This is a genomic window from Pseudomonas fluorescens, assembly GCF_001307155.1.
Classification (GTDB): Bacteria; Pseudomonadota; Gammaproteobacteria; order Pseudomonadales; family Pseudomonadaceae; genus Aquipseudomonas; species Aquipseudomonas helvetica.
Genome location: NZ_CP012830.1, coordinates 3,689,915 through 3,707,732 on the forward strand (window position 1 = coordinate 3,689,915; position 17,818 = coordinate 3,707,732).

Sequence of the window (17,818 nt, forward strand, 5' to 3'; positions counted from 1 at the left end):
TAACAATGGCTCTCAGTAAAGAAGTGCCGGAGTTTGACATCGACGATGAGGTTCTCCTGATGGAGACCGACGTCGCATCGGATGAGATGTCGAATGAAGGATCAGCTACGCCTTCAGTTCGCTCCAAATCCAGGCACTCCGCAACACTCAAGCAGCATAAGTACATCGACTACACCCGAGCGCTCGATGCTACCCAGTTGTACCTCAACGAAATCGGCTTTTCCCCCTTGTTGTCACCGGAAGAAGAAGTTCATTTTGCGCGACTGTCGCAAAGTGGCGATCCGGCTGGGCGCAAGCGCATGATTGAAAGCAACCTGCGACTGGTGGTGAAAATCGCCCGACGCTATGTCAATCGTGGACTGTCGCTGCTCGACCTGATCGAAGAGGGCAACCTCGGCCTGATCCGGGCAGTGGAAAAGTTCGACCCAGAGCGCGGCTTCCGTTTTTCGACCTACGCGACCTGGTGGATACGCCAGACCATCGAGCGTGCAATCATGAATCAGACCCGGACCATCCGGCTGCCGATTCATGTGGTGAAAGAGCTCAACGTCTACCTTCGTGCGGCACGGGAGCTGACGCAAAAGCTCGATCATGAACCCTCACCCGAAGAAATCGCCAACCTGCTGGAAAAACCGGTAGGAGAGGTCAAGCGCATGCTGGGCCTGAACGAGCGGGTTTCTTCGGTCGACGTCTCGCTGGGTCCGGATTCGGATAAAACCCTGCTGGACACCCTTACGGATGACCGCCCTACCGATCCTTGTGAGCTGCTTCAGGATGATGACCTGTCGCAGAGCATCGATCAGTGGCTCTCGGAGCTGACGGACAAACAGCGCGAAGTGGTGATCCGCCGCTTCGGCCTGCGCGGCCACGAGAGCAGTACGCTGGAAGACGTAGGCCTGGAGATTGGCCTGACCCGTGAGCGGGTCAGACAGATTCAGGTTGAAGGTCTGAAACGTCTGCGTGAAATCCTTGAGAAGAATGGCCTGTCGAGTGAGTCGCTGTTCCAGTAGCAGGAGCGCGTTCGCCTGATAACAATAAGCCCCGTCTGTTTCGGGGCTTTTTGTTATTCGCCGATTGATAGGCTGTTTAAGCTTCGTAAGAGCTATTCGGACGCTTTCGCAGGTTAACGTAAGCCATGGCTTACTCTTTCGTAAGTGTTCGGTTTTTCTACCGGGTAGTGGTCGTCTATCTCTGTTGGCTTAATTATGTAAATTATTGATTTATAACGATATTTTTTATAGATAAACATATCGTTTCATTCGGGCTTACCCGTGGCAGGTGATTGCTCTTACCGGGGAACTCTTTAATATCAGCCCTGTGTCGACGGATAGACACAGCCATCAAGGATGATGGTCAAGGAACATCGCAAGGACGTGATTCATCAGGACGATGAAAAGGAACACAAGGAATAGGGAAAAAATGTGGGCGGGTCATACCGCCCCTTTTTTTGCCCGCAGAAAAGGACCGCACCCCCTGAAACGCAAAAAGGCCCGCAGGGGGCCTTTTCAAGAGCGCGACAATGATCAGCGAGCGAGGTCTTTGATCTTGCCTTTAACGCCATCAAACTCTGCCGCGTCTGGCAGCGGATCTTTCTTCTCAGTGATGTTGGGCCAGATCTCGGCCAGTTCAACGTTCAGCTGAATGAATTCTTGCATCTCACTCGGGACTTCGTCTTCAGAGAAGATGGCCACAGCAGGGCATTCCGGCTCGCACAGGGCGCAGTCGATGCACTCATCCGGGTGAATCACCAGGAAGTTCGGGCCTTCGTAAAAGCAGTCCACCGGACACACTTCTACGCAGTCGGTGTACTTGCACTTGATGCAGTTGTCGGTGACGACGAAGGTCATTCTAATTCTCTCCTCAGGCGGCGGCGTGCTGCGCCCCTTCACGGTGGGGTCGCCAGGTTTGGGAGCGATAGTCTGCAGACCAGGCTATTTGCCTGCAGCATCCCAAACCGCGCGAGATTCTAACAGCTTGCAGGCCAGTGCGTTAGATCCGTGTCTTTAATGTATAGAGCATTTCGAGCGCCCTACGCGGGGTCATGTCATCCAGATTAAGCTTGGCAAGTTCATCGAGCACTGGATGCGGCAGGCTGGCGAACATATCGCTCTGCTGCGGTGCGGCCGGTTTGCCTTTGCTTGGCTGCGCCGTTTCGTGAGGCAGTGCCGTGGTTTCCAGTCGCCCCAGATGCTCGCGAGCCCGCACAATCACCTCGGTGGGGACGCCGGCCAGTTGCGCAACCGCCAATCCGTAGCTCTGGCTGGCAGGGCCAGGCAGTACGTGATGGAGGAATACGATGCGCTCGTTGTGCTCGGTGGCATTGAGGTGGACGTTGGCCACCAGCGGCTGGCTTTCCGGTAGTACCGTCAGCTCGAAGTAATGGGTGGCGAACAGCGTATAAGCGCGCAGCTGAGCCAGACGCTCGGCCGCAGCCCAAGCCAGCGACAGACCGTCGAAGGTGCTGGTGCCGCGACCGACTTCGTCCATCAGCACCAGGCTGCGTTCGGTAGCGTTGTGCAGGATGTTCGCGGTTTCGCTCATCTCGACCATGAAGGTCGAACGGCCACCGGCCAGGTCATCACTGGAGCCGATCCGGGTGAAAATCCGGTCCACCAGCGACAATTCGCAGCTGGCGGCAGGCACGAAGCTACCGATATGCGCCAGCAGCACGATCAGCGCGGTTTGCCGCATGTAAGTGGATTTACCGCCCATGTTCGGGCCGGTAATCACCAGCATCCGCGTGCTGTCGTCCAGGCTCAGGTCGTTGGCCACGAACGGCGTGGTCAATACTTGTTCAACCACCGGGTGACGGCCCTGGCTGATGCGCATGCACGGCTCGCTGACGAACCGTGGGCAGTTCAGGTCAAGGTTCAGCGCACGCTCGGCCAGGTTGCTCAAGACATCCAGCTCGGCCAGTGCCGCGGCAGTGTCCTGCAGCGGTGGCAGTTGGCTGATCAGGTCTTCGAGCAGGGCTTCGTAAAGCATCTTCTCGCGGGCCAGCGCACGGCTCTTGGCTGACAGGGCCTTGTCTTCGAAGGCTTTGAGTTCTGGCGTGATGAAACGCTCGGCACCCTTGAGGGTCTGGCGGCGGATGTAATCGGCCGGTGCCTGCTCGGCTTGCTTGCTTGGCAGCTCGATGAAGTAACCGTGAATCCGGTTGTAGCCGACTTTCAGGTTGGCCAGGCCGGTGCGAGCCTTCTCGCGGGCTTCGAGGTCGATCAGGAATTGTCCGGCGTTTTCGCTCAGCGATTGCAGCTCGTCGAGTTCGGCGTCGTAACCGGTTTTCAACACGCCACCGTCGCGGATCACCGCCGGCGGGTTGTCGATGATGGCTTTTTCCAGCAGGGCGGCCAGCTCGGGATAGGTGCTGGTAGTCACCGCCAGTTGGTGAAGGTGTGGCGCCTCAAGCTCGGTCATCGCCACTTGCAGTTCTGGCAGGGCACCGAGAGCGTCGCGCAGGCGAGCCAGGTCACGCGGGCGAGCGTTACGCAGGCCGATACGCGCCAGGATCCGCTCGATGTCACCGATCTCTTTCAACTGCGGTTGGAGTTTCTCGAAGCGGTAACCGTCGAGCAGGCAGGTGATCGAGGTCTGGCGTGCCAGCAGCACGCTCAAGTCGCGCAGTGGGCGATTCAGCCAACGGGTCAGCAAGCGGCTGCCCATGGCGGTCTGGCAACGGTCGACCACCGATTGCAGGGTGTTCTCGCGGCCACCCGCCAGGTTGGTGTCCAGCTCCAGGTTGCGACGGCTCGCGCCGTCCAGCACCACGGTATCGTCCAGACGCTCATGACGCAGGCTGCGCAAATGCGGCAGGGCGGTGCGTTGGGTTTCCTTGGCGTAGCTCAACAGGCAACCGGCGGCACCGATCGCCAGGGTCAGGTTCTCGCAGCCGAAACCTTTGAGGTCCTGGGTGGAAAATTGCTGGCAAAGACTTTTCAGCGCCGAATCACGCTCAAAATCCCACGGTGCACGACGACGAACGCCACGGCGCTTCTCTGCCGGCAAGTCTTTTGGCCAATCGTCCGGAATCATCAGCTCGACCGGATTGACCCGCTCCAGCTCCGCCAGCAGGTTTTCCCAGCCTTTGATCTCCAGCACGCTGAAGTTGCCGCTGGTGATGTCCAGCACGGCCAGGCCGAACAGGCGCTCGTCACCCAGTACGGCGGCGATCAGGTTGTCGCGGCGCTCATCCAGCAGCGCTTCATCGCTGACGGTGCCGGGGGTGATGATTCGTACAACTTGACGGTCTACCGGACCTTTGCTGGTCGCCGGGTCGCCGACCTGTTCACAGATCACCACCGACTCACCGAGCTTGACCAGTTTCGCCAGGTAACCTTCCGCCGCGTGGTAAGGAATCCCGCACATCGGAATCGCCTGCCCGGCCGATTGCCCACGGGCAGTCAGGGTGATGTCCAGCAACTTGGCGGCCTTCTTCGCGTCTTCATAGAAGATCTCGTAGAAGTCACCCATGCGGTAGAACATCAACTGGTCAGGGTGCTGGTTCTTCAGACGCCAGTACTGCTGCATCATCGGAGTGTGGGAAGACAGATCGGAGAGTGCTTTATTCATCAGGTAATCAGGCGAATTCGTTGAAAGGGGTGGGGCAAAAGAGGGACATCAGCCCGGCTTTTCCGCGATGGGCGCAAGGTTACCATGGGCAGTCCGACCTACGCAGGGATGAAAGGCCCGATGCACAACTCTGCGATTTATGCACTGGTTATGCAAAACAGCATTTGTCATCTTCGATAAGAACAAGCACTATGCGCGTTATGCAAAAACGCAATGTTTCTACCGTCTTAAGAGCACTGCTCGATCAGCACGGGATCTCCCCCACGGAGCTTCACCGTCGCACCGGCGTGCCTCAATCTACCCTCTCGCGGATTCTCAGCGGGAAGATCGTCGATCCTTCGGATAAACACATCTCGAAGATCGCCGAGTACTTCCGTGTGAGCACTGACCAGTTGCGTGGCCGCGCCGATGTTGCGTCGGCCAATGCGCCTGCACGCGAAGAGTCGCATTCGGAACTCAAGGACATAAGTCTGTGGGATGACGATACCCCCGTCGATGACGACGAGGTCTCGGTCCCCTTTCTTCGCGAGGTTGAATTGGCTGCTGGATCAGGAAGATTCGTCATCGAAGAAAGCGAGCGCTCAAGCTTGCGCTTCGGCAAGCGCAGCTTGCGGCATAACGGTGTGCAGTTCGACCAGGCCAAATGCGTGACCGTGCGCGGCAACAGCATGTTGCCGGTGTTGCGCGACGGCGCCACGGTTGGGGTCAATGCCGGCAAGTCCGGGATTGGCGACATCGTTGATGGTGATCTGTATGCCATCAACCATAACGGCCAGCTGCGGGTGAAGCAGCTCTATCGTCTGCCTACCGGCATTCGTCTGCGTAGCTTCAATCGCGATGAACACCCGGATGAGGACTACACCTTCCAGGAAATCCAGGAAGAGCAAATCGTCATCCTCGGCCATGTCTTCTGGTGGGGCATGTACGCCCGCTAACGCTTAGCTGTCAGACAAAACCCGCTATCAAGCGGGTTTTTTTTCGCCCGACGAAAACCATCCCACCCTTTGTTTGCGGGGCTTTCATGCGTCCGTGCATTTCTGATGCATAAATAAATGCATTTATGCATTGACTGTATATGCATCCATGCATATTCTTTGCCTCAAGCCGCTCAACAACGGCTCGCAACGAAGCTCTTTAGTTCCACAGCAAAGGCAGCGATGAACCGGCCTCAACGGTTCAGAGGGTTGGCAACTGACCCGGGTGTGCAGCGTAAAGCACCGTAAGCAGTTATCCGGCGGACAGGGTCGCGGTCGGAGGAACAATTTGAATGGATCCGTACCGCGCCAGTAGCGCCGAAAGATCGGAAGGACCGTATTACTGAAAAGCCCGGGCGACCGGGCTTTTTGGAATGCCTACCTACCGTCAGGCACATCAAGAGACAGCGTTTGAACAACACACAAACCCATCACCTATTTATCAACGCAGGAGGCGTGACATGACAAACGAGCAGCAAGCGTTGGCGGACATGCCTATCTGGCTGGTCATCGCTCTGGCGGTGGTCGGCGGGGTGTCCGGCGAAATGTGGCGCGCCGACAAGGAGGGCGCTCGCGGCTGGCCACTGTTGCGGCGTCTGGTGCTGCGCTCCGGGGCCTGCATGGTCTGCGGGGTCTCGACCATCATGCTGCTGTATGCCGCTGGCGTGTCGATCTGGACCGCCGGCGCTTTCGGTTGCCTTACCGCGATGGCCGGTGCCGACGTCGCTATCGGGCTTTACGAGCGCTGGGCGGCCAAGCGGATTGGCGTCGATGAAATGGCGCCGCGTGATTCCAGTCAGGACCGCTAATGGTACTGGCAGCAAAGAGGATCATCGCAGAACAAGTCCAATGGATTGGCTGACGGGGGGCGTAGACAACGACCCCGACCTGCAAGGATGCGGGTCATCGGCGGTAACTTTCCTTAACGAAAAATGAGTGCGGTAAGTACCGCATGACTCAATCATTCAACTCAACAGGTAAATACATGAACGTTATCAATAAAACTATTGCTCCACTCGCATTGTCCGCTGCATTGCTTGGCGTTGGCAGCAACGCTTTTGCCGCCAACCTTCTGATCAATGGCAGTTTTGAACAGCCAGGTTGCAGCAGTAGTTGTGTTCTGGACACCCCGGCGAAAACAAACTTTATCACTGGCTGGACAACCTTTCTGTCGGGTGCGGAGTACTTCAATATGCCGGCGTCGATCCCGAGCTCCGTCGCGGCAGACGGTGTGGTAATCGTTGACCTTGCCAACTACGCCTATCTGAACGGTGGCGGGATTCAGCAAAACTTTGAAACCGTTATCGGTGCTAAGTATCGGCTGACGTTTAGTGCCGGTAACTCCAAGTATGGCGGCCGTTCGGGCGACGGTATTATTCAAGTGAAAGTGGCGGGGCAAACGACCAGTTTCAATACACCTACCGCGTCAGGAGTGGCAACGGTATGGGACACCATTACTTATGACTTCACCGCAACAACCGCTCACACCACACTCAGCTTTTCGAATGAACAGAACCCGAACTATAACTTTGCCTTTATCGATAAGGTTGTCGTCGAGCGCTTGTAATTAGTTCGCCTCGGCCCATGAAGTATCTAGACAAAGTTCTCGATAACGTCCTGGGCTTTCCAGGTGCATTAGACGGCGGGGGAGACCGCCGTCCGGTGGTGATTTGACGCAGTAATACTCGAACAGGAAACCGCTTATGTCTCCAAGCGTTATCAATAAACCCTCGGAGCTGATTTTCGCTATCGGTGAGGCACTTCGGCCGATTTATCCAGGCCTGAAGGTTGGGGGATATCAGGATTTCGATGGGGTTGTCGATGATGCCTGGGTCCTGATCGCGATTCAGCGCGATGCCGCGGGCACCCGCGCCAACGATGGGCGTATCGCTCATGTCCTGACGATCTCGCTGCAAGGCGTGGTCGCCGGGAAGAGCGGGCATTCAGGGCTTGAGGCCTGCAATCTCGCCAGCGCACTGAAGGATATCGTCACGGATAACCGTTGGGGCGTATCGGGAGGGCAATGCGACCTGCCGATGAGCATCGAGGCAGTGCCGTCGACGTTCACCAGCGGTGAGCAGGTGTACGACGCATGGACAGTTTCGTTTTCCCAGACGCTGTACTTCGGCTCGCCGTTGCTCGATGAGCCAACGGGCACACCGAAGTTCGCGTTCACCTCGCAGGTCTCGAACATCGACGATCCGGATCAATACACAGCGCTTGTTTAACAAGCACTCAAGGAGTGGCCCATGTTTGACGCTCTTCTACGTATGCAGCTCGGTCCGATCATCGAGCGCTTGGCCGAAATGGAGACCGAGTTCGAAGACCTGCACCGGCGTGCCGACAGCTTCTGTCGCATCGGCGTGTGTGTAGAGGTCGATGCCGCCAGCAACACCTGCAAGGTCAGCCATGGGGATCTGCTGACGCCAGCGATCAGGTTCTTCAACCCGAGTGCAGGCGAACAGAGTGAATCGCGCATCCCTTCCGAGGGTGAGCAGTGCTTGCTGCTGAACTATGGCGGCGGCGATGGCGCCGGGCAATCGGTCGCCTTGTTCGGCCTCAACAGCAATCGGTTCCCGCCGGTTTCGACCGTGGCCACGCTGACACGTCGTCGACACAAGGACGGCACCGAAAGCAGCTACGACGATGCAAGCCATGTCCTGAGCTGGACCAATGGACAGACGACATTCAAGGGCTCGCGTGAGTCGGTCGAGTTGACTGTCGGCCCGGCCCGGCTGGCGCTGACCCCTGAGGCCATCGAGCTGAAGCTGGGCGCAGTCGGCGTGCTGCTCGACGCCTCTGGCGTTCACTTCCTCGGCCCTTTGGTGGATCACCAGGGGCGAGTCATCAGTACGGCATAAGGGACTTCCCATGATTGGAGTCGATAGAAATACCGGAGCAGCGGTCGACGACTGGCTGCAGTTTGTGCAGCGCGCAACCCGCGCACTGACCACCCCGCTGGGCACTCGTCAAAAGCGTCCGCTGTATGGATCGCTGGTGCCCGATTTGCTGGGGCAGAACGTTGGCGACGACATGTTGATCCTTGCGCAGAGCCACGCAGCACAGGCGTTTTACAACAAGGCAAACGGTATCGATGATTTTCAGCCTGAGGTCATCGTCGCCAGTCGTCGAGGGGCGGGGCTGTTGTTGCGCTTCGCCGGCACCTGGAAAAACCGCAAACAGACATTCGAGGTCGTGACATGAGCATGCTGATACCCGGTCAAAACCAGTTGGCTGAGCCGGCGATTGTCACGGTCGAGGCGTTCGAGGCGCTGCTCGCAGAATTCAAGGCGTTTGTCGTCGACTACGTGGCCGCCCGTTCACCGGAAACTGCCGCCAAACTGCAAGTCAGCCTCGACAACGAAAGCGAGCTGCTGACCCTGGCCCTTGAGGCCTTTTGTGTGCGGCTGCAAACCCACGAACGCAAATACAACGCCCGCATCAAGCAGATGCTCGCGTGGTGGGCGACCGGCAGCAACCTCGACGCCCGCCTCGCGGACATGGGTCTTGAGCGTCAGGTACTGGACCCGGGAAATCCGGCGGCATTCCCGCCGATCCCACCCACTTATGAAAGCGACGACAATGCCCGGCTGCGTTACTACCTGGCGCCGCATGCACCGGCAGCGGGTTCGCGGATGCAGTATCGCCGCGAGGTGTTCACCCTCGGCGAACGGCCCGCAGTGAAGGTCGAAACCACGGCCCCGGGTGTGGTGACGGTGACCTACAGCTTTGATCCGGATGGCTACGCGGCGCAGGTCAAGGATGGCAACGGGTGCCGAACAGCGCCTGGCGAGGTGAGGGTCACCGTGCTGTCGCGAGAGGCTGACGGCACGCCGTCTGCGGACCTGCTGGACGGGGTTCGCCGGCACTTTGCCCGCCCTGACGTGAGGCCCGAAACGGATCTCGTTACGGTGCAGGCCGCCGAAATCAAGCGCTACAAGATCCGGGTGGTCGCGAAGATCAACGCCGGACCGGATTCGGGTCTGACCAAGGTGGCCGCTGAGCAGCAGTTGCAGGCATATGCCGATGCGTGCCATCGGCTGGAAGGGCGGGTCGATCCGAGCTGGATCGATTACACGATACATACCGCCGGCGCGGTACAGCTGGAGATCCTCGAGCCAGTGGAGCCCATCGTGACCACAGCCTTCCAGGCTCCGTACTGCACGGGTGTCGAGGTTGAGGTGCTGACGCTATGAGTGATCAAGCTTCTCGTCCGAGCCTGTTGCCGGCGAACAGTTCGCCGCTGGAAAAAGCGCTCGATCTCGGTTTTGGTCAATTGCTCGATCGCATTGCTCTGCCGTTCCCTGAATTGATGAATCCAGCGAAGACACCGTCGGCGTTCTTGCCGTATCTCGCCGCAGATCGTGGTGTCAGCGAATGGGACGCGGGCGCCAGCGAGTCAGAAAAGCGTTTGACCGTCTCACTGTCCTGGCAGATCCAGCGGCAGGCCGGAACCAATAAAGCGTTGAGTCATGCCGTCGAATCGCTGGGTTTCACACCGAATATCTCTGCCTGGTACGAGCAGCGACCTCTCGGTAACCCCTACACCTTCGACGTGCAGGCGATCATCGGTCGAAGCTGGTCGAGTGGCGATCACAATCGCTTGATACGCCGCGTCAATGCGGCGAAGAGCGAGCGAGACGATGCAACCATCACCGTCGTTCACGAAACGAGCGGCGACCTGCGTGTTGCTGCGGGTGCTGATCCTGGGCTGAGTATCAGCGACGACAGTCAACCGGGCGCATTGCCTGAAGTGAGGCTGCACGCTTGGCTTGCAATGCACAGCGCCGCACACACGCCGCTTTCCGATGGCGAATTATTCCTTTTTGGGGCGCTGCCTGAATACGACTGACAGGCGCTGGGGTGTCTCAGCGCTACACCATTAACGATTACGACCTCAGGGCGCAGCTATGACAGAAGACATTACGCGCTTGGTTCGCTTCACTTCCGCCGGTCTGGATGAAGTGTTGCAGGCAAAAAACCAAGGCTTGAAAGGTGAGATTACTCACATCGGTGTGGGCACCGCTCGCTATGACCCGAACGGTTCGGAAACAGCCCTTCGCGATGAGCGGCAACGGGTGGCGATTGTTGACTACGAGGACCTTGGTTCCCGGCAGCTACGGATGGCCGCGCTGTTCAGCGGTCCGGATGAATACGAGATTGGCGAGTTTGGCTTCTATCTCGCCAGCGGCACGCTGCTGGCGGTGTACTCGGTCGCTGGAAAGCTGCTGACGTATAAGGCCAGCGCCGCTCGTGTATTGCAAAAATTCACCCTCGATATTTCGCCATTGCCGGCGGACAGCGTGACCATTGTTGTCGGTAGTGAAAACCTCAATGTGTTGCTGGCTGAGGAGATCTCGATCATGGCTGCGGCCTCGATCGGCAACATGTCCCGCCATGTTGATCTGATGTTGCGGGTTATGGATCTTGAAGCGAAATAGGGGGGGCATGAGTGTTCCACATTTGACGAACTTCGACGGTGCTGTTTTGGGCTTTGAAGTGGTGTGCGCATCCGCTGATCGCGCTTCAACGCTGGACGCGAATATGAACTATGGCTTTCATAAACTTGTAGCGGCGTTTAACGCTGGTGCTGAAAAGATAAACTTTACCAGGGGTTGATGATGGGAATTGAAACAACTATCACAAAGGTTGTAGATGCATGTGAAAAACTTACCCAGACGGTGACTGATCAGATCGGCAAGATCGATGCGCGCATGGACGCGGCATTAGGTCAGTTCACTGCATGGCGCGGCGCCGTACAGGCAAAGGATATTAACGGGCGGGCCTCTTACTCACAGATTATTGATTTGACCGGGTTGTCTACTAATATTTTTTATCCGGTTTGGTGGCGAATGCCTGGCAACGAGCAGGGCATTTCCGAGATCTTGATATCCAGGAACTACAGCCTCGACAGTGAAAAAAATCCGTTCAACAACAATTTTGAAGTCCATGTGGCTGGCTTGAATTTGCAGATGGAGGGGTGTGGGATTCCCTGGAATGGCGATGCAAACTTCCTGGCAGTAAAACGGGTTTCTCAAACGTATCGGGAAACCGTTCGGCGCGTTGAGTTTGGGATGCTTTCGTATGTCCGTCCGGTAACAGGCGTCAAGCCGATTTATCTTAATCAGGTTTCCGGTGCGCTGGTGAACTCTCCGCAGGAGTCGGGATGCTATTTGCGTGGCGGACTGTCCTATATCATTACAAAAAGTTTTGAAGCGCCGGTGAAGTACAGTCGTTCTGATGCTGAGGTTGAACTGAGTCAAGCTGTAACTTCTGAATATGAGATTTCGTGGAAGGTAAAACCTTTTGCAGTTACCGCGCCTGAGTTGGGCACAACGTATCCCGAAAACAGAATGGCTTATACGTTTGACAACGATAAACGCTATGCAGCAAAAGGGGTTTAAAGATGACCGGTTTTATCAAAGAGCTATTGCTTGACTCGGGTGAGACGCTGATCAATGTGCCAACTGATCGCCCCACATTGGTAGCGCTTGGATTCAGTGAGGCCCGAGCCGATGAGCTCTGCCTTGAAGCTGAGCGCGTAGCGAAGTCGGTGGCAGTCGGGGCAGCGCGTCGTGCCCTGTACGTAGCTGAGGCTGATCCGTTGTTTCTCGAGTGGCAATACGACGAAACACCTGAAAAGGAAAAAGCGTGGCGCGATAAGGTGGCCGAAATCAAGGCGCTCTATCCGTTACCTGATCGCACCTGAATCCCCAACCGCGTAAGCGGTTTTTTTTCGCCCGCACAAAGCCCCTGCAATGGGGCTTTTGTGTTGTTGAGTCTGGAGAAATTCGTAAATGTCCAATCGTCAGAAATACACCGTCCTCATCCCGTTCCCCACCGGTGGTGGCCATTGGTCGAGTGTTGGCCAACAGCTCGAACTGCTCGACGTTGAGGCCTCTGCTCTGCGCAGCGCTGGCCGTCTGGAGCTAACCAGCGTCCTCGAGACCTCCCCAATCACCCCGGCCAAAAAGGCCACCATCAAGAAGGCTGAATAACCATGGCTGAGGTTTTGAACTTCGAGCACAACGGCATCACCGTCAATGCCACCGAATCCCCCGAGGCCATGGGTGGCCTCGGTGACAACGTCATCGGTCTGGTCGGCACGGCGCCGAATGCCAATCCGCTGATCCCGAAAAATACCCCGTTCCGCATCAACAGCTTTACCACCCATGCGCAGCTCGATCCGACAGGCGCCGAGGCGGGCACGCTGTATCAGGCGGTTTACCAGATCCTGAAAGTGGTCAAGGTGCCGGTGTATGTGGTCATCGTCGAAGAGGGCGCGACCCCGGCCGACACCCTGAACAACGTGATCGGCGGCAACGAAGCGCTGACCGGTCGCAAGCTGGGCCTGGCCGCACTGAGCGGTGTGCCTGAAGACCTGACCATCATCGGTGCGCCGGGCTTTACCGGCACCAAGGCGGTGGCCAGTGAGTTCGCCTCGTTCGGCAAGCGCATCAAGGCCCGTGTGGTACTCGATGGCAAGGACACTTCGATCGCCGATCAGGTGACCTACAGCAAGGAACTGGGCGGTGCGGATCTGGGTTTCGACCGCTGCCTCGTCGTGCACAACATGCCTGCGGTGTACTCCAAGGCGGCGAAGAAAAACGTGTTCCTGGCGCCTTCGAGCCTGGCTATCGCGGCCTTGGCCAAGGTCAAGCAATGGGAAAGCCCGGGCAATCAGGTGACCTACGCCGAAGACGTTTCGCGGACCGTGGAATACAACATCCTCGACACCTCGACCGAGGGCGATCTGCTCAACCGCTACGGCATCAGCTACTACGCCCGGACCGTTCTCGGCGGCTTCTCGCTGCTGGGTAACCGCTCCATCACCGGCAAGTTCATCAGCTACGTCGGCCTGGAAGATGCGATCAGCCGCAAGCTGGTCAAGGCCGGCCAGAAAGCCATGGCCAAGAACCTGACCAAGTCGTTCATGGATCAGGAGGTCAAGCGCATCAACGACTGGCTGCAAACCCTGGTCGCCGACGAAACCATCCCTGGCGGCAGCGTGTACCTGCACCCGGAATTGAACAGCGTCGAGAAGTACAAAAACGGCACTTGGTTCATCGTCATCGACTACGGCCGGTACGCGCCGAATGAACACATGGTTTATCAACTCAACGCCCGCGATGAAATCATCGAGCAGTTCCTGGAGGATGTTCTCTAATGTTTACCAACCGCGTAAGACAGGCCATCGCGGCCACCCTGCAAGGCCTGCCGTTGTCAGCAACGGTGGAAGATTTCACCCCGCCGAAAATCGATTTCGACATGGAGCCGATGACCGGCGGGCGCTTTATCGCCGAGGAAATGGCCAAGAGCGGCAAAGTGCTCAACGCCACGTTGAACCTGCAAGGCACTGGCCCGGAAATCATGCTGGCGCTCGGTGTGAAACTGGGTGAAGACATCCTGTTGAATGTCCGCGAAGCCGGTCAGGACCAGGATGGCAACACCTGGTTCACCTATCACACCGTGGGCGGCAAGCTGAAATCCCTGAGCGAGGCGAAGCTGAAGATGGGCGAAAAATCCATCACAACGCTGGAGCTGTCCTGCCGCACCTACAACCGTCTGGAAAACGGCATCCCGGTGATCGACATCGACGTGCGCACCCAGAAGTTCGTGCTCAACGGCGTCGACATTCTCGGCGACGCCCGCCGCGCCGTGCTGCTGCCTTAAGCGACCGCAACACCTTCCTGTATCGCCGTCTTCACCTGCTGGTTTCCGGCTTGCTGCGGGCGGCTTTTTTGTATGAGCAAGGAATCATTTCATGTCCTGGATGCCGCCTAAACATGTCCTGTTGTCGCCGATTACCGGTGACGATGAGTCGCAGCTCGAGCAGATCCAACTCAAGCCGCTGTACTACGCCGCGCAGAAAGAGGCGCTGGCCCGCGCCGGCGAGGATGAGGACGATCAGTTCTTCGAACTGGCCAAATTGGCCACCGGCCTGTCGGTCAAGGAACTGGATCAGCTCAAACGCCCGGACTACGTAAGCATTGCGCAGTACGTGCACGAAATGTCGACCCGCCCGGCGTCGTACTTTCTACAGCAGGCTACCGAGGCTGGCGAAGTTTCGGACGACGATCCCGATCAGGTGCAACTGCTGCAACCGCTCAATGTGGCGGGCCGCTGCATGACTTCGCTGACCCTGGAAATGCCGGTGCTGCGCGCCACCAAGGCGATGAAAAAACTGAAGACGGCCAAGGAACGCGCCGAATTCATCACCGCCCATTGCACCGGCCTGATGCTTCCCGACCTGGCCTCGCTGACCGTGCCCGACTGGACCCAGTTGCAGGTGCGCATTGACGATTTTTTAAACAAACCGGCGGACTTCTTTCGGAACGCGACATCGAAGTAATCCTCGATGTGGTGCCGCTCATTTACTCGGTAAGTGAGGCGGAAATTCTGGAGTGGGACGCTGGCAAGGCATTGCGCCGCTACGACATCGCGATCACTCGCCTTGGCGTGAAACAGGAGTAGAGCGGGATGGCGGACGATAGATATTCGCTCAAATACGCGGCCCTCAACGACAGCGGGTTGGCGTTCGGTAATACCAGCCTGACTACGGCAGTGACGAGCGTTGCGTCAGCACAAGGTACGGGCACGTCCGCCAGGGATCAGATGTCTGGCCTCGGTCTGGCGCTGGAAAACGTCGGGCTCAAGCTCGGTCTGCTGACGACGGCTATCGAGTCGTTGACCTTGAAACTTTCGTCGCAACGATTGTTGCCCCAAACGATGGGAGCCGGTGCCAAGAGTGAACCGGCCAGCGAGCAAAAGAGTGCGGGCAAGCCGGGTAGCGGTATCGAACCGCCGGACCTGCTCAAACCCGCGATAGCGATGGATTCGGCCATGGCCGATCTGAAGCAGGCAACCCAATTTACCCCGCGCCAGAGCGAAGAGATGGCGCAGTCAACCCAGCACATTGCCAGCGCTCCGCTGGTGGCGGCCGGGGGGACCAAGGCAGTTGATTTGGTGAAGATTGAAAGTCTGGCTGCCAGGGCAGGAATCGTTAGCGATCTGCCCAATGCGTCGGACCGGCAGTTAGAGCTGCAGCGCTTCGCCAGTGACGCTGGCGTCGCCGCGTCGGCGTTCAAAATGCCGGCCATGGATGTCGCCGAGATGATGGTCGGCTGGCGCACCTCCATGAAGCTCAACGGTGCTCAAGCCTTTGACCTGGCGGATGCAACCAACCATCTGGGCAAGATACCCAATGGTGCGAAAGCGGCCGATATCGGTGCCGTCCTGCAGCGTGACGGTGCTGCGGCAACGGCGGCAGGCCTGTCCCCTGCGCTAGCCGCAGCGTTGACGGCGGCCTTGCTCAATACCGGTACGCAAAAGGCTGAGGCCGGCGTAGCGCTAAAAAGCATCACCACGGTCATGGGCAAGGGTGATCAGGCCTCGGCAACCGAGCAAGCGGCCTGGAAGCAGCTGGGGCTGGAGCCGAAAGCGGTGGCGAGCGGCTTGCGTGACAAGGACGCCGCGCCTGGCACGGTGATGTCGGTGCTTGCGGCCTTGAACGCGCAACCTGCCGAGAATCGCGCGACGCTTGCCTCCACGCTATTTGGCGATGGTGATAAGCCCGCGCTGAACATGGCGCAAAACCTTACCGATGTGAATGGCGCCTTCTGGCAGGTAAAAGACAAAGCCCAGTACGCCACGTCGGAGCTGGGTGACAAGGGCTCGGTAAGGCAAGACGCACTCGCACTGTCGAAAACCCGGCAAGGCCAGTGGAACGTCTTGAGTGCAAGCAATGATCGTCTGTCGGTGGCCACGGGTAATGCTCTGGCGCCCGTGACGGATAGTTCGCTCCACTCGCTTGGTTCGCTGGTGGACGGCTTGAGTGAATTGGCTGAAGCCTCCCCGAAAACCACCGCTGCCATTGTGCTGGTTGCAGCGGCGATCAAACCGCTGGTGGGGGCGCTATTCAAGGCCATAACGGATGAGCTGACCAATCGGATGGCCAAGCGAGTCTTGGGTGGGGTGGCCGCACGGCTCCCTGATCGATTGGGTGAGGCGATTTCCGACGATTTCAGAAACAAAGGCCGGACGGACAAACCGAATGCCAGCGAGACAAACAGGAGTCCAGAACCCAGAAATGGTCCGTCTGTGCGTGTGAGTCCGCGAGGCTCGCGTGCGAGCACTCCTCGCTGGGGCGGGTTGACTGCCTCAATGCGTTCGATACCCCGCAAGCTTCCCGGTCCATTGAAAGGAGTCAGCGCCGTCGCTGATGTGACCGAGGGTCTGCTTGTCGGCAACACCCGGATGGTGGGAGCAGGCCTTGGGGCTGCAGGCGGTGGCTGGGCGGGGGCTTCGGCCGGTGCGGCCGCGGGTGCCGCCTTGGGCAGTGTCGTTCCGCTGTTGGGTACTGCCATCGGTGGAGTTCTTGGCGGGCTGGTAGGCGGCTGGATGGGCAGTGAGTCAGGTGCCTGGCTGGGTGAAAAACTCGCAGCGCCTGCCGACAAACTCGCCGCTCCGGACCAGGTCAGTAAAGACCTGACCAACACCCAGGCCACCAGTCAGCAAAATGCACTGACCGCGAACATTTATATCAATGGTCAGGATCAAGCCAGCGCCGCTCAACTGGCAAACCTGGTGGTGCAGCATATTTCCGGGCAATTCGGACTGATGACAACGACTAATCAACTCGCCGTGCGACGTGACACGGCCCTGACTGACGGGGTGGCTTGATGAGGCAGCAAATGGCACTCGGAAGCTTCATTTTCGGCTTGTCACGCAACTTCGCCTACAGCGGTCTGGTGCGCAAGTCGGACGGCGGCTGGGTGAAGGTGGATATCCTGACCAGCAAGCCCAAGTCCAGCCAGACCGGTCAAGGCCTGCAAAGCCTGACGATAACCGGCAAGGCGATGTACGCGGTGGCCATGGACCGGCTCGATGAATTGCGCGCCTTGCAAGCAATGAGAGTACCGCTGCCGTTGGTCGATGGCATTGGCCGCAACTGGGGTTTATGGCGGATCAATGATGTGACGGAAACCCAAAGCGATGTGATTGATGACGGCACGGCGATGTTGATCAATTGGTCGATTACGTTGGAGGAATTCGTCAATGCGTAAGGTACGAACGGTGGCCGGTGACTCGGTGAATCTGTTGCTCTACCGCGAGCTTGAACGTTGTGATGATTTGGCTGAAGAGGCGCTGTGGCGCCTCAACCCGACGCTGGCCGAGCAGGCTCCGGTACTGCCAGCAGGCATCTGGGTGGTGCTGCCGGAACTTGAATCCAGACCCGTAGCGACCACACCGGTAACCGCGTGGGATTAAGGAGG

Annotated in this window: 22 protein-coding genes; 20 read left to right on the forward strand and 2 right to left on the reverse strand. The window is 58.1% G+C overall.

Going from position 1 to position 17,818, the window contains the following annotated elements; all coding sequences use genetic code 11:
- Positions 1-5 precede the first annotated feature (5 nt).
- Entirely contained in the window at positions 6-1,010 is a 1,005-nt protein-coding gene (gene rpoS, locus AO353_RS16615) for an RNA polymerase sigma factor RpoS (RefSeq protein ID WP_054595931.1), read from the forward strand.
- 513 nt (positions 1,011-1,523) lie between these two features.
- Here the strand turns inward: rpoS and fdxA are convergent.
- The gene (gene fdxA / locus AO353_RS16620) at positions 1,524-1,847 is read right to left on the reverse strand and encodes a ferredoxin FdxA (protein ID WP_019692115.1); all 324 of its coding nucleotides are present in this window, start codon (positions 1,845-1,847) and stop codon (positions 1,524-1,526) included.
- Positions 1,848-1,989: 142 nt separating this feature from the next.
- The gene (gene mutS, locus AO353_RS16625; protein WP_054595932.1) at positions 1,990-4,569 is read right to left on the reverse strand and encodes a DNA mismatch repair protein MutS; all 2,580 of its coding nucleotides are present in this window, start codon (positions 4,567-4,569) and stop codon (positions 1,990-1,992) included.
- A gap of 200 nt (positions 4,570-4,769) precedes the next feature.
- Here mutS and AO353_RS16630 point away from each other — a divergent pair, with 200 nt between their 5' ends.
- From AO353_RS16630 to AO353_RS16715, 19 genes are all read left to right on the forward strand, one after another.
- Positions 4,770-5,504, forward strand: coding sequence for an XRE family transcriptional regulator (locus tag AO353_RS16630; protein WP_054598255.1), 735 nt, complete (start codon positions 4,770-4,772; stop codon positions 5,502-5,504).
- Between the two features lie 500 nt (positions 5,505-6,004).
- A complete protein-coding gene (locus AO353_RS16635; RefSeq protein WP_054595933.1) occupies positions 6,005-6,352 on the forward strand; it encodes a phage holin family protein in 348 nt (115 codons plus the stop codon).
- Positions 6,353-6,528: 176 nt separating this feature from the next.
- The gene (locus tag AO353_RS16640; RefSeq protein ID WP_054595934.1) at positions 6,529-7,110 is read left to right on the forward strand and encodes a DUF642 domain-containing protein; all 582 of its coding nucleotides are present in this window, start codon (positions 6,529-6,531) and stop codon (positions 7,108-7,110) included.
- 136 nt (positions 7,111-7,246) lie between these two features.
- Positions 7,247-7,771 carry a hypothetical protein gene (locus AO353_RS16645; RefSeq protein WP_054595935.1) on the forward strand — a complete coding sequence of 175 codons (525 nt, stop codon included), beginning with the start codon at positions 7,247-7,249 and terminating at the stop codon, positions 7,769-7,771.
- A gap of 21 nt (positions 7,772-7,792) precedes the next feature.
- Positions 7,793-8,404, forward strand: coding sequence for a phage baseplate assembly protein V (locus tag AO353_RS16650; RefSeq protein ID WP_054595936.1), 612 nt, complete (start codon positions 7,793-7,795; stop codon positions 8,402-8,404).
- Positions 8,405-8,414: 10 nt separating this feature from the next.
- On the forward strand, positions 8,415-8,747 hold the full coding sequence (locus AO353_RS16655) for a hypothetical protein (RefSeq protein WP_054595937.1): 333 nt from the start codon (positions 8,415-8,417) through the stop codon (positions 8,745-8,747).
- Entirely contained in the window at positions 8,744-9,739 is a 996-nt protein-coding gene (locus AO353_RS16660) for a baseplate J/gp47 family protein (RefSeq protein ID WP_054595938.1), read from the forward strand. The genes AO353_RS16655 and AO353_RS16660 overlap by 4 nt, the downstream gene beginning before the upstream one ends.
- Entirely contained in the window at positions 9,736-10,395 is a 660-nt protein-coding gene (locus tag AO353_RS16665; RefSeq protein ID WP_054595939.1) for a phage tail protein I, read from the forward strand. Before AO353_RS16660 ends, AO353_RS16665 begins: the two co-directional genes overlap by 4 nt.
- Before the next feature lie 58 nt (positions 10,396-10,453).
- Positions 10,454-10,984: a hypothetical protein gene (locus tag AO353_RS16670; RefSeq protein ID WP_054595940.1), complete on the forward strand. Its 531-nt coding sequence runs from the start codon at positions 10,454-10,456 to the stop codon at positions 10,982-10,984.
- 7 nt (positions 10,985-10,991) lie between these two features.
- Positions 10,992-11,162 carry a hypothetical protein gene (locus AO353_RS31195; RefSeq protein ID WP_158246523.1) on the forward strand — a complete coding sequence of 57 codons (171 nt, stop codon included), beginning with the start codon at positions 10,992-10,994 and terminating at the stop codon, positions 11,160-11,162.
- Positions 11,162-11,947, forward strand: a complete 786-nt coding sequence (locus AO353_RS16675; RefSeq protein ID WP_237142898.1) for a phage tail protein — start codon at positions 11,162-11,164, stop codon at positions 11,945-11,947. Before AO353_RS31195 ends, AO353_RS16675 begins: the two co-directional genes overlap by 1 nt.
- Positions 11,948-11,949: 2 nt before the next feature.
- Complete coding sequence (locus AO353_RS16680; RefSeq protein WP_054595941.1) at positions 11,950-12,252, forward strand: hypothetical protein; 303 nt, start codon at positions 11,950-11,952, stop codon at positions 12,250-12,252.
- Between the two features lie 88 nt (positions 12,253-12,340).
- Complete coding sequence (locus AO353_RS16685; RefSeq protein ID WP_054595942.1) at positions 12,341-12,541, forward strand: hypothetical protein; 201 nt, start codon at positions 12,341-12,343, stop codon at positions 12,539-12,541.
- Positions 12,542-12,543: 2 nt separating this feature from the next.
- A complete protein-coding gene (locus AO353_RS16690; RefSeq protein ID WP_054595943.1) occupies positions 12,544-13,710 on the forward strand; it encodes a hypothetical protein in 1,167 nt (388 codons plus the stop codon).
- Positions 13,710-14,216, forward strand: coding sequence for a phage major tail tube protein (locus AO353_RS16695; RefSeq protein WP_054595944.1), 507 nt, complete (start codon positions 13,710-13,712; stop codon positions 14,214-14,216). The genes AO353_RS16690 and AO353_RS16695 overlap by 1 nt, the downstream gene beginning before the upstream one ends.
- A gap of 91 nt (positions 14,217-14,307) precedes the next feature.
- Positions 14,308-14,895, forward strand: a complete 588-nt coding sequence (locus AO353_RS16700; protein WP_054595945.1) for a phage tail assembly protein — start codon at positions 14,308-14,310, stop codon at positions 14,893-14,895.
- A 128-nt stretch (positions 14,896-15,023) separates the two neighbouring features.
- The gene (locus tag AO353_RS16705) at positions 15,024-17,225 is read left to right on the forward strand and encodes a phage tail tape measure protein (RefSeq protein ID WP_054595946.1); all 2,202 of its coding nucleotides are present in this window, start codon (positions 15,024-15,026) and stop codon (positions 17,223-17,225) included.
- On the forward strand, positions 17,225-17,608 hold the full coding sequence (locus AO353_RS16710) for a phage tail protein (RefSeq protein WP_054595947.1): 384 nt from the start codon (positions 17,225-17,227) through the stop codon (positions 17,606-17,608). Before AO353_RS16705 ends, AO353_RS16710 begins: the two co-directional genes overlap by 1 nt.
- Complete coding sequence (locus AO353_RS16715) at positions 17,601-17,813, forward strand: tail protein X (protein ID WP_054595948.1); 213 nt, start codon at positions 17,601-17,603, stop codon at positions 17,811-17,813. Before AO353_RS16710 ends, AO353_RS16715 begins: the two co-directional genes overlap by 8 nt.
- Positions 17,814-17,818 lie beyond the last annotated feature (5 nt).

Excerpts from the sequence above, each read along its gene's own strand:
- rpoS (WP_054595931.1), top strand. The coding sequence starts at position 6 with ATGGCTCTCAGTAAAGAAGTGCCGGAGTTTGACATCGACGATGAGGTT.
- fdxA (WP_019692115.1), bottom strand. The coding sequence starts at position 1,847 with ATGACCTTCGTCGTCACCGACAACTGCATCAAGTGCAAGTACACCGAC.
- mutS (WP_054595932.1), bottom strand. The coding sequence starts at position 4,569 with ATGAATAAAGCACTCTCCGATCTGTCTTCCCACACTCCGATGATGCAG.
- AO353_RS16630 (WP_054598255.1), top strand. The coding sequence starts at position 4,770 with ATGCAAAAACGCAATGTTTCTACCGTCTTAAGAGCACTGCTCGATCAG.
- AO353_RS16635 (WP_054595933.1), top strand. The coding sequence starts at position 6,005 with ATGACAAACGAGCAGCAAGCGTTGGCGGACATGCCTATCTGGCTGGTC.
- AO353_RS16640 (WP_054595934.1), top strand. The coding sequence starts at position 6,529 with ATGAACGTTATCAATAAAACTATTGCTCCACTCGCATTGTCCGCTGCA.
- AO353_RS16645 (WP_054595935.1), top strand. The coding sequence starts at position 7,247 with ATGTCTCCAAGCGTTATCAATAAACCCTCGGAGCTGATTTTCGCTATC.
- AO353_RS16650 (WP_054595936.1), top strand. The coding sequence starts at position 7,793 with ATGTTTGACGCTCTTCTACGTATGCAGCTCGGTCCGATCATCGAGCGC.
- AO353_RS16655 (WP_054595937.1), top strand. The coding sequence starts at position 8,415 with ATGATTGGAGTCGATAGAAATACCGGAGCAGCGGTCGACGACTGGCTG.
- AO353_RS16660 (WP_054595938.1), top strand. The coding sequence starts at position 8,744 with ATGAGCATGCTGATACCCGGTCAAAACCAGTTGGCTGAGCCGGCGATT.
- AO353_RS16665 (WP_054595939.1), top strand. The coding sequence starts at position 9,736 with ATGAGTGATCAAGCTTCTCGTCCGAGCCTGTTGCCGGCGAACAGTTCG.
- AO353_RS16670 (WP_054595940.1), top strand. The coding sequence starts at position 10,454 with ATGACAGAAGACATTACGCGCTTGGTTCGCTTCACTTCCGCCGGTCTG.
- AO353_RS31195 (WP_158246523.1), top strand. The coding sequence starts at position 10,992 with ATGAGTGTTCCACATTTGACGAACTTCGACGGTGCTGTTTTGGGCTTT.
- AO353_RS16675 (WP_237142898.1), top strand. The coding sequence starts at position 11,162 with ATGATGGGAATTGAAACAACTATCACAAAGGTTGTAGATGCATGTGAA.
- AO353_RS16680 (WP_054595941.1), top strand. The coding sequence starts at position 11,950 with ATGACCGGTTTTATCAAAGAGCTATTGCTTGACTCGGGTGAGACGCTG.
- AO353_RS16685 (WP_054595942.1), top strand. The coding sequence starts at position 12,341 with ATGTCCAATCGTCAGAAATACACCGTCCTCATCCCGTTCCCCACCGGT.
- AO353_RS16690 (WP_054595943.1), top strand. The coding sequence starts at position 12,544 with ATGGCTGAGGTTTTGAACTTCGAGCACAACGGCATCACCGTCAATGCC.
- AO353_RS16695 (WP_054595944.1), top strand. The coding sequence starts at position 13,710 with ATGTTTACCAACCGCGTAAGACAGGCCATCGCGGCCACCCTGCAAGGC.
- AO353_RS16700 (WP_054595945.1), top strand. The coding sequence starts at position 14,308 with ATGTCCTGGATGCCGCCTAAACATGTCCTGTTGTCGCCGATTACCGGT.
- AO353_RS16705 (WP_054595946.1), top strand. The coding sequence starts at position 15,024 with ATGGCGGACGATAGATATTCGCTCAAATACGCGGCCCTCAACGACAGC.
- AO353_RS16710 (WP_054595947.1), top strand. The coding sequence starts at position 17,225 with ATGAGGCAGCAAATGGCACTCGGAAGCTTCATTTTCGGCTTGTCACGC.
- AO353_RS16715 (WP_054595948.1), top strand. The coding sequence starts at position 17,601 with ATGCGTAAGGTACGAACGGTGGCCGGTGACTCGGTGAATCTGTTGCTC.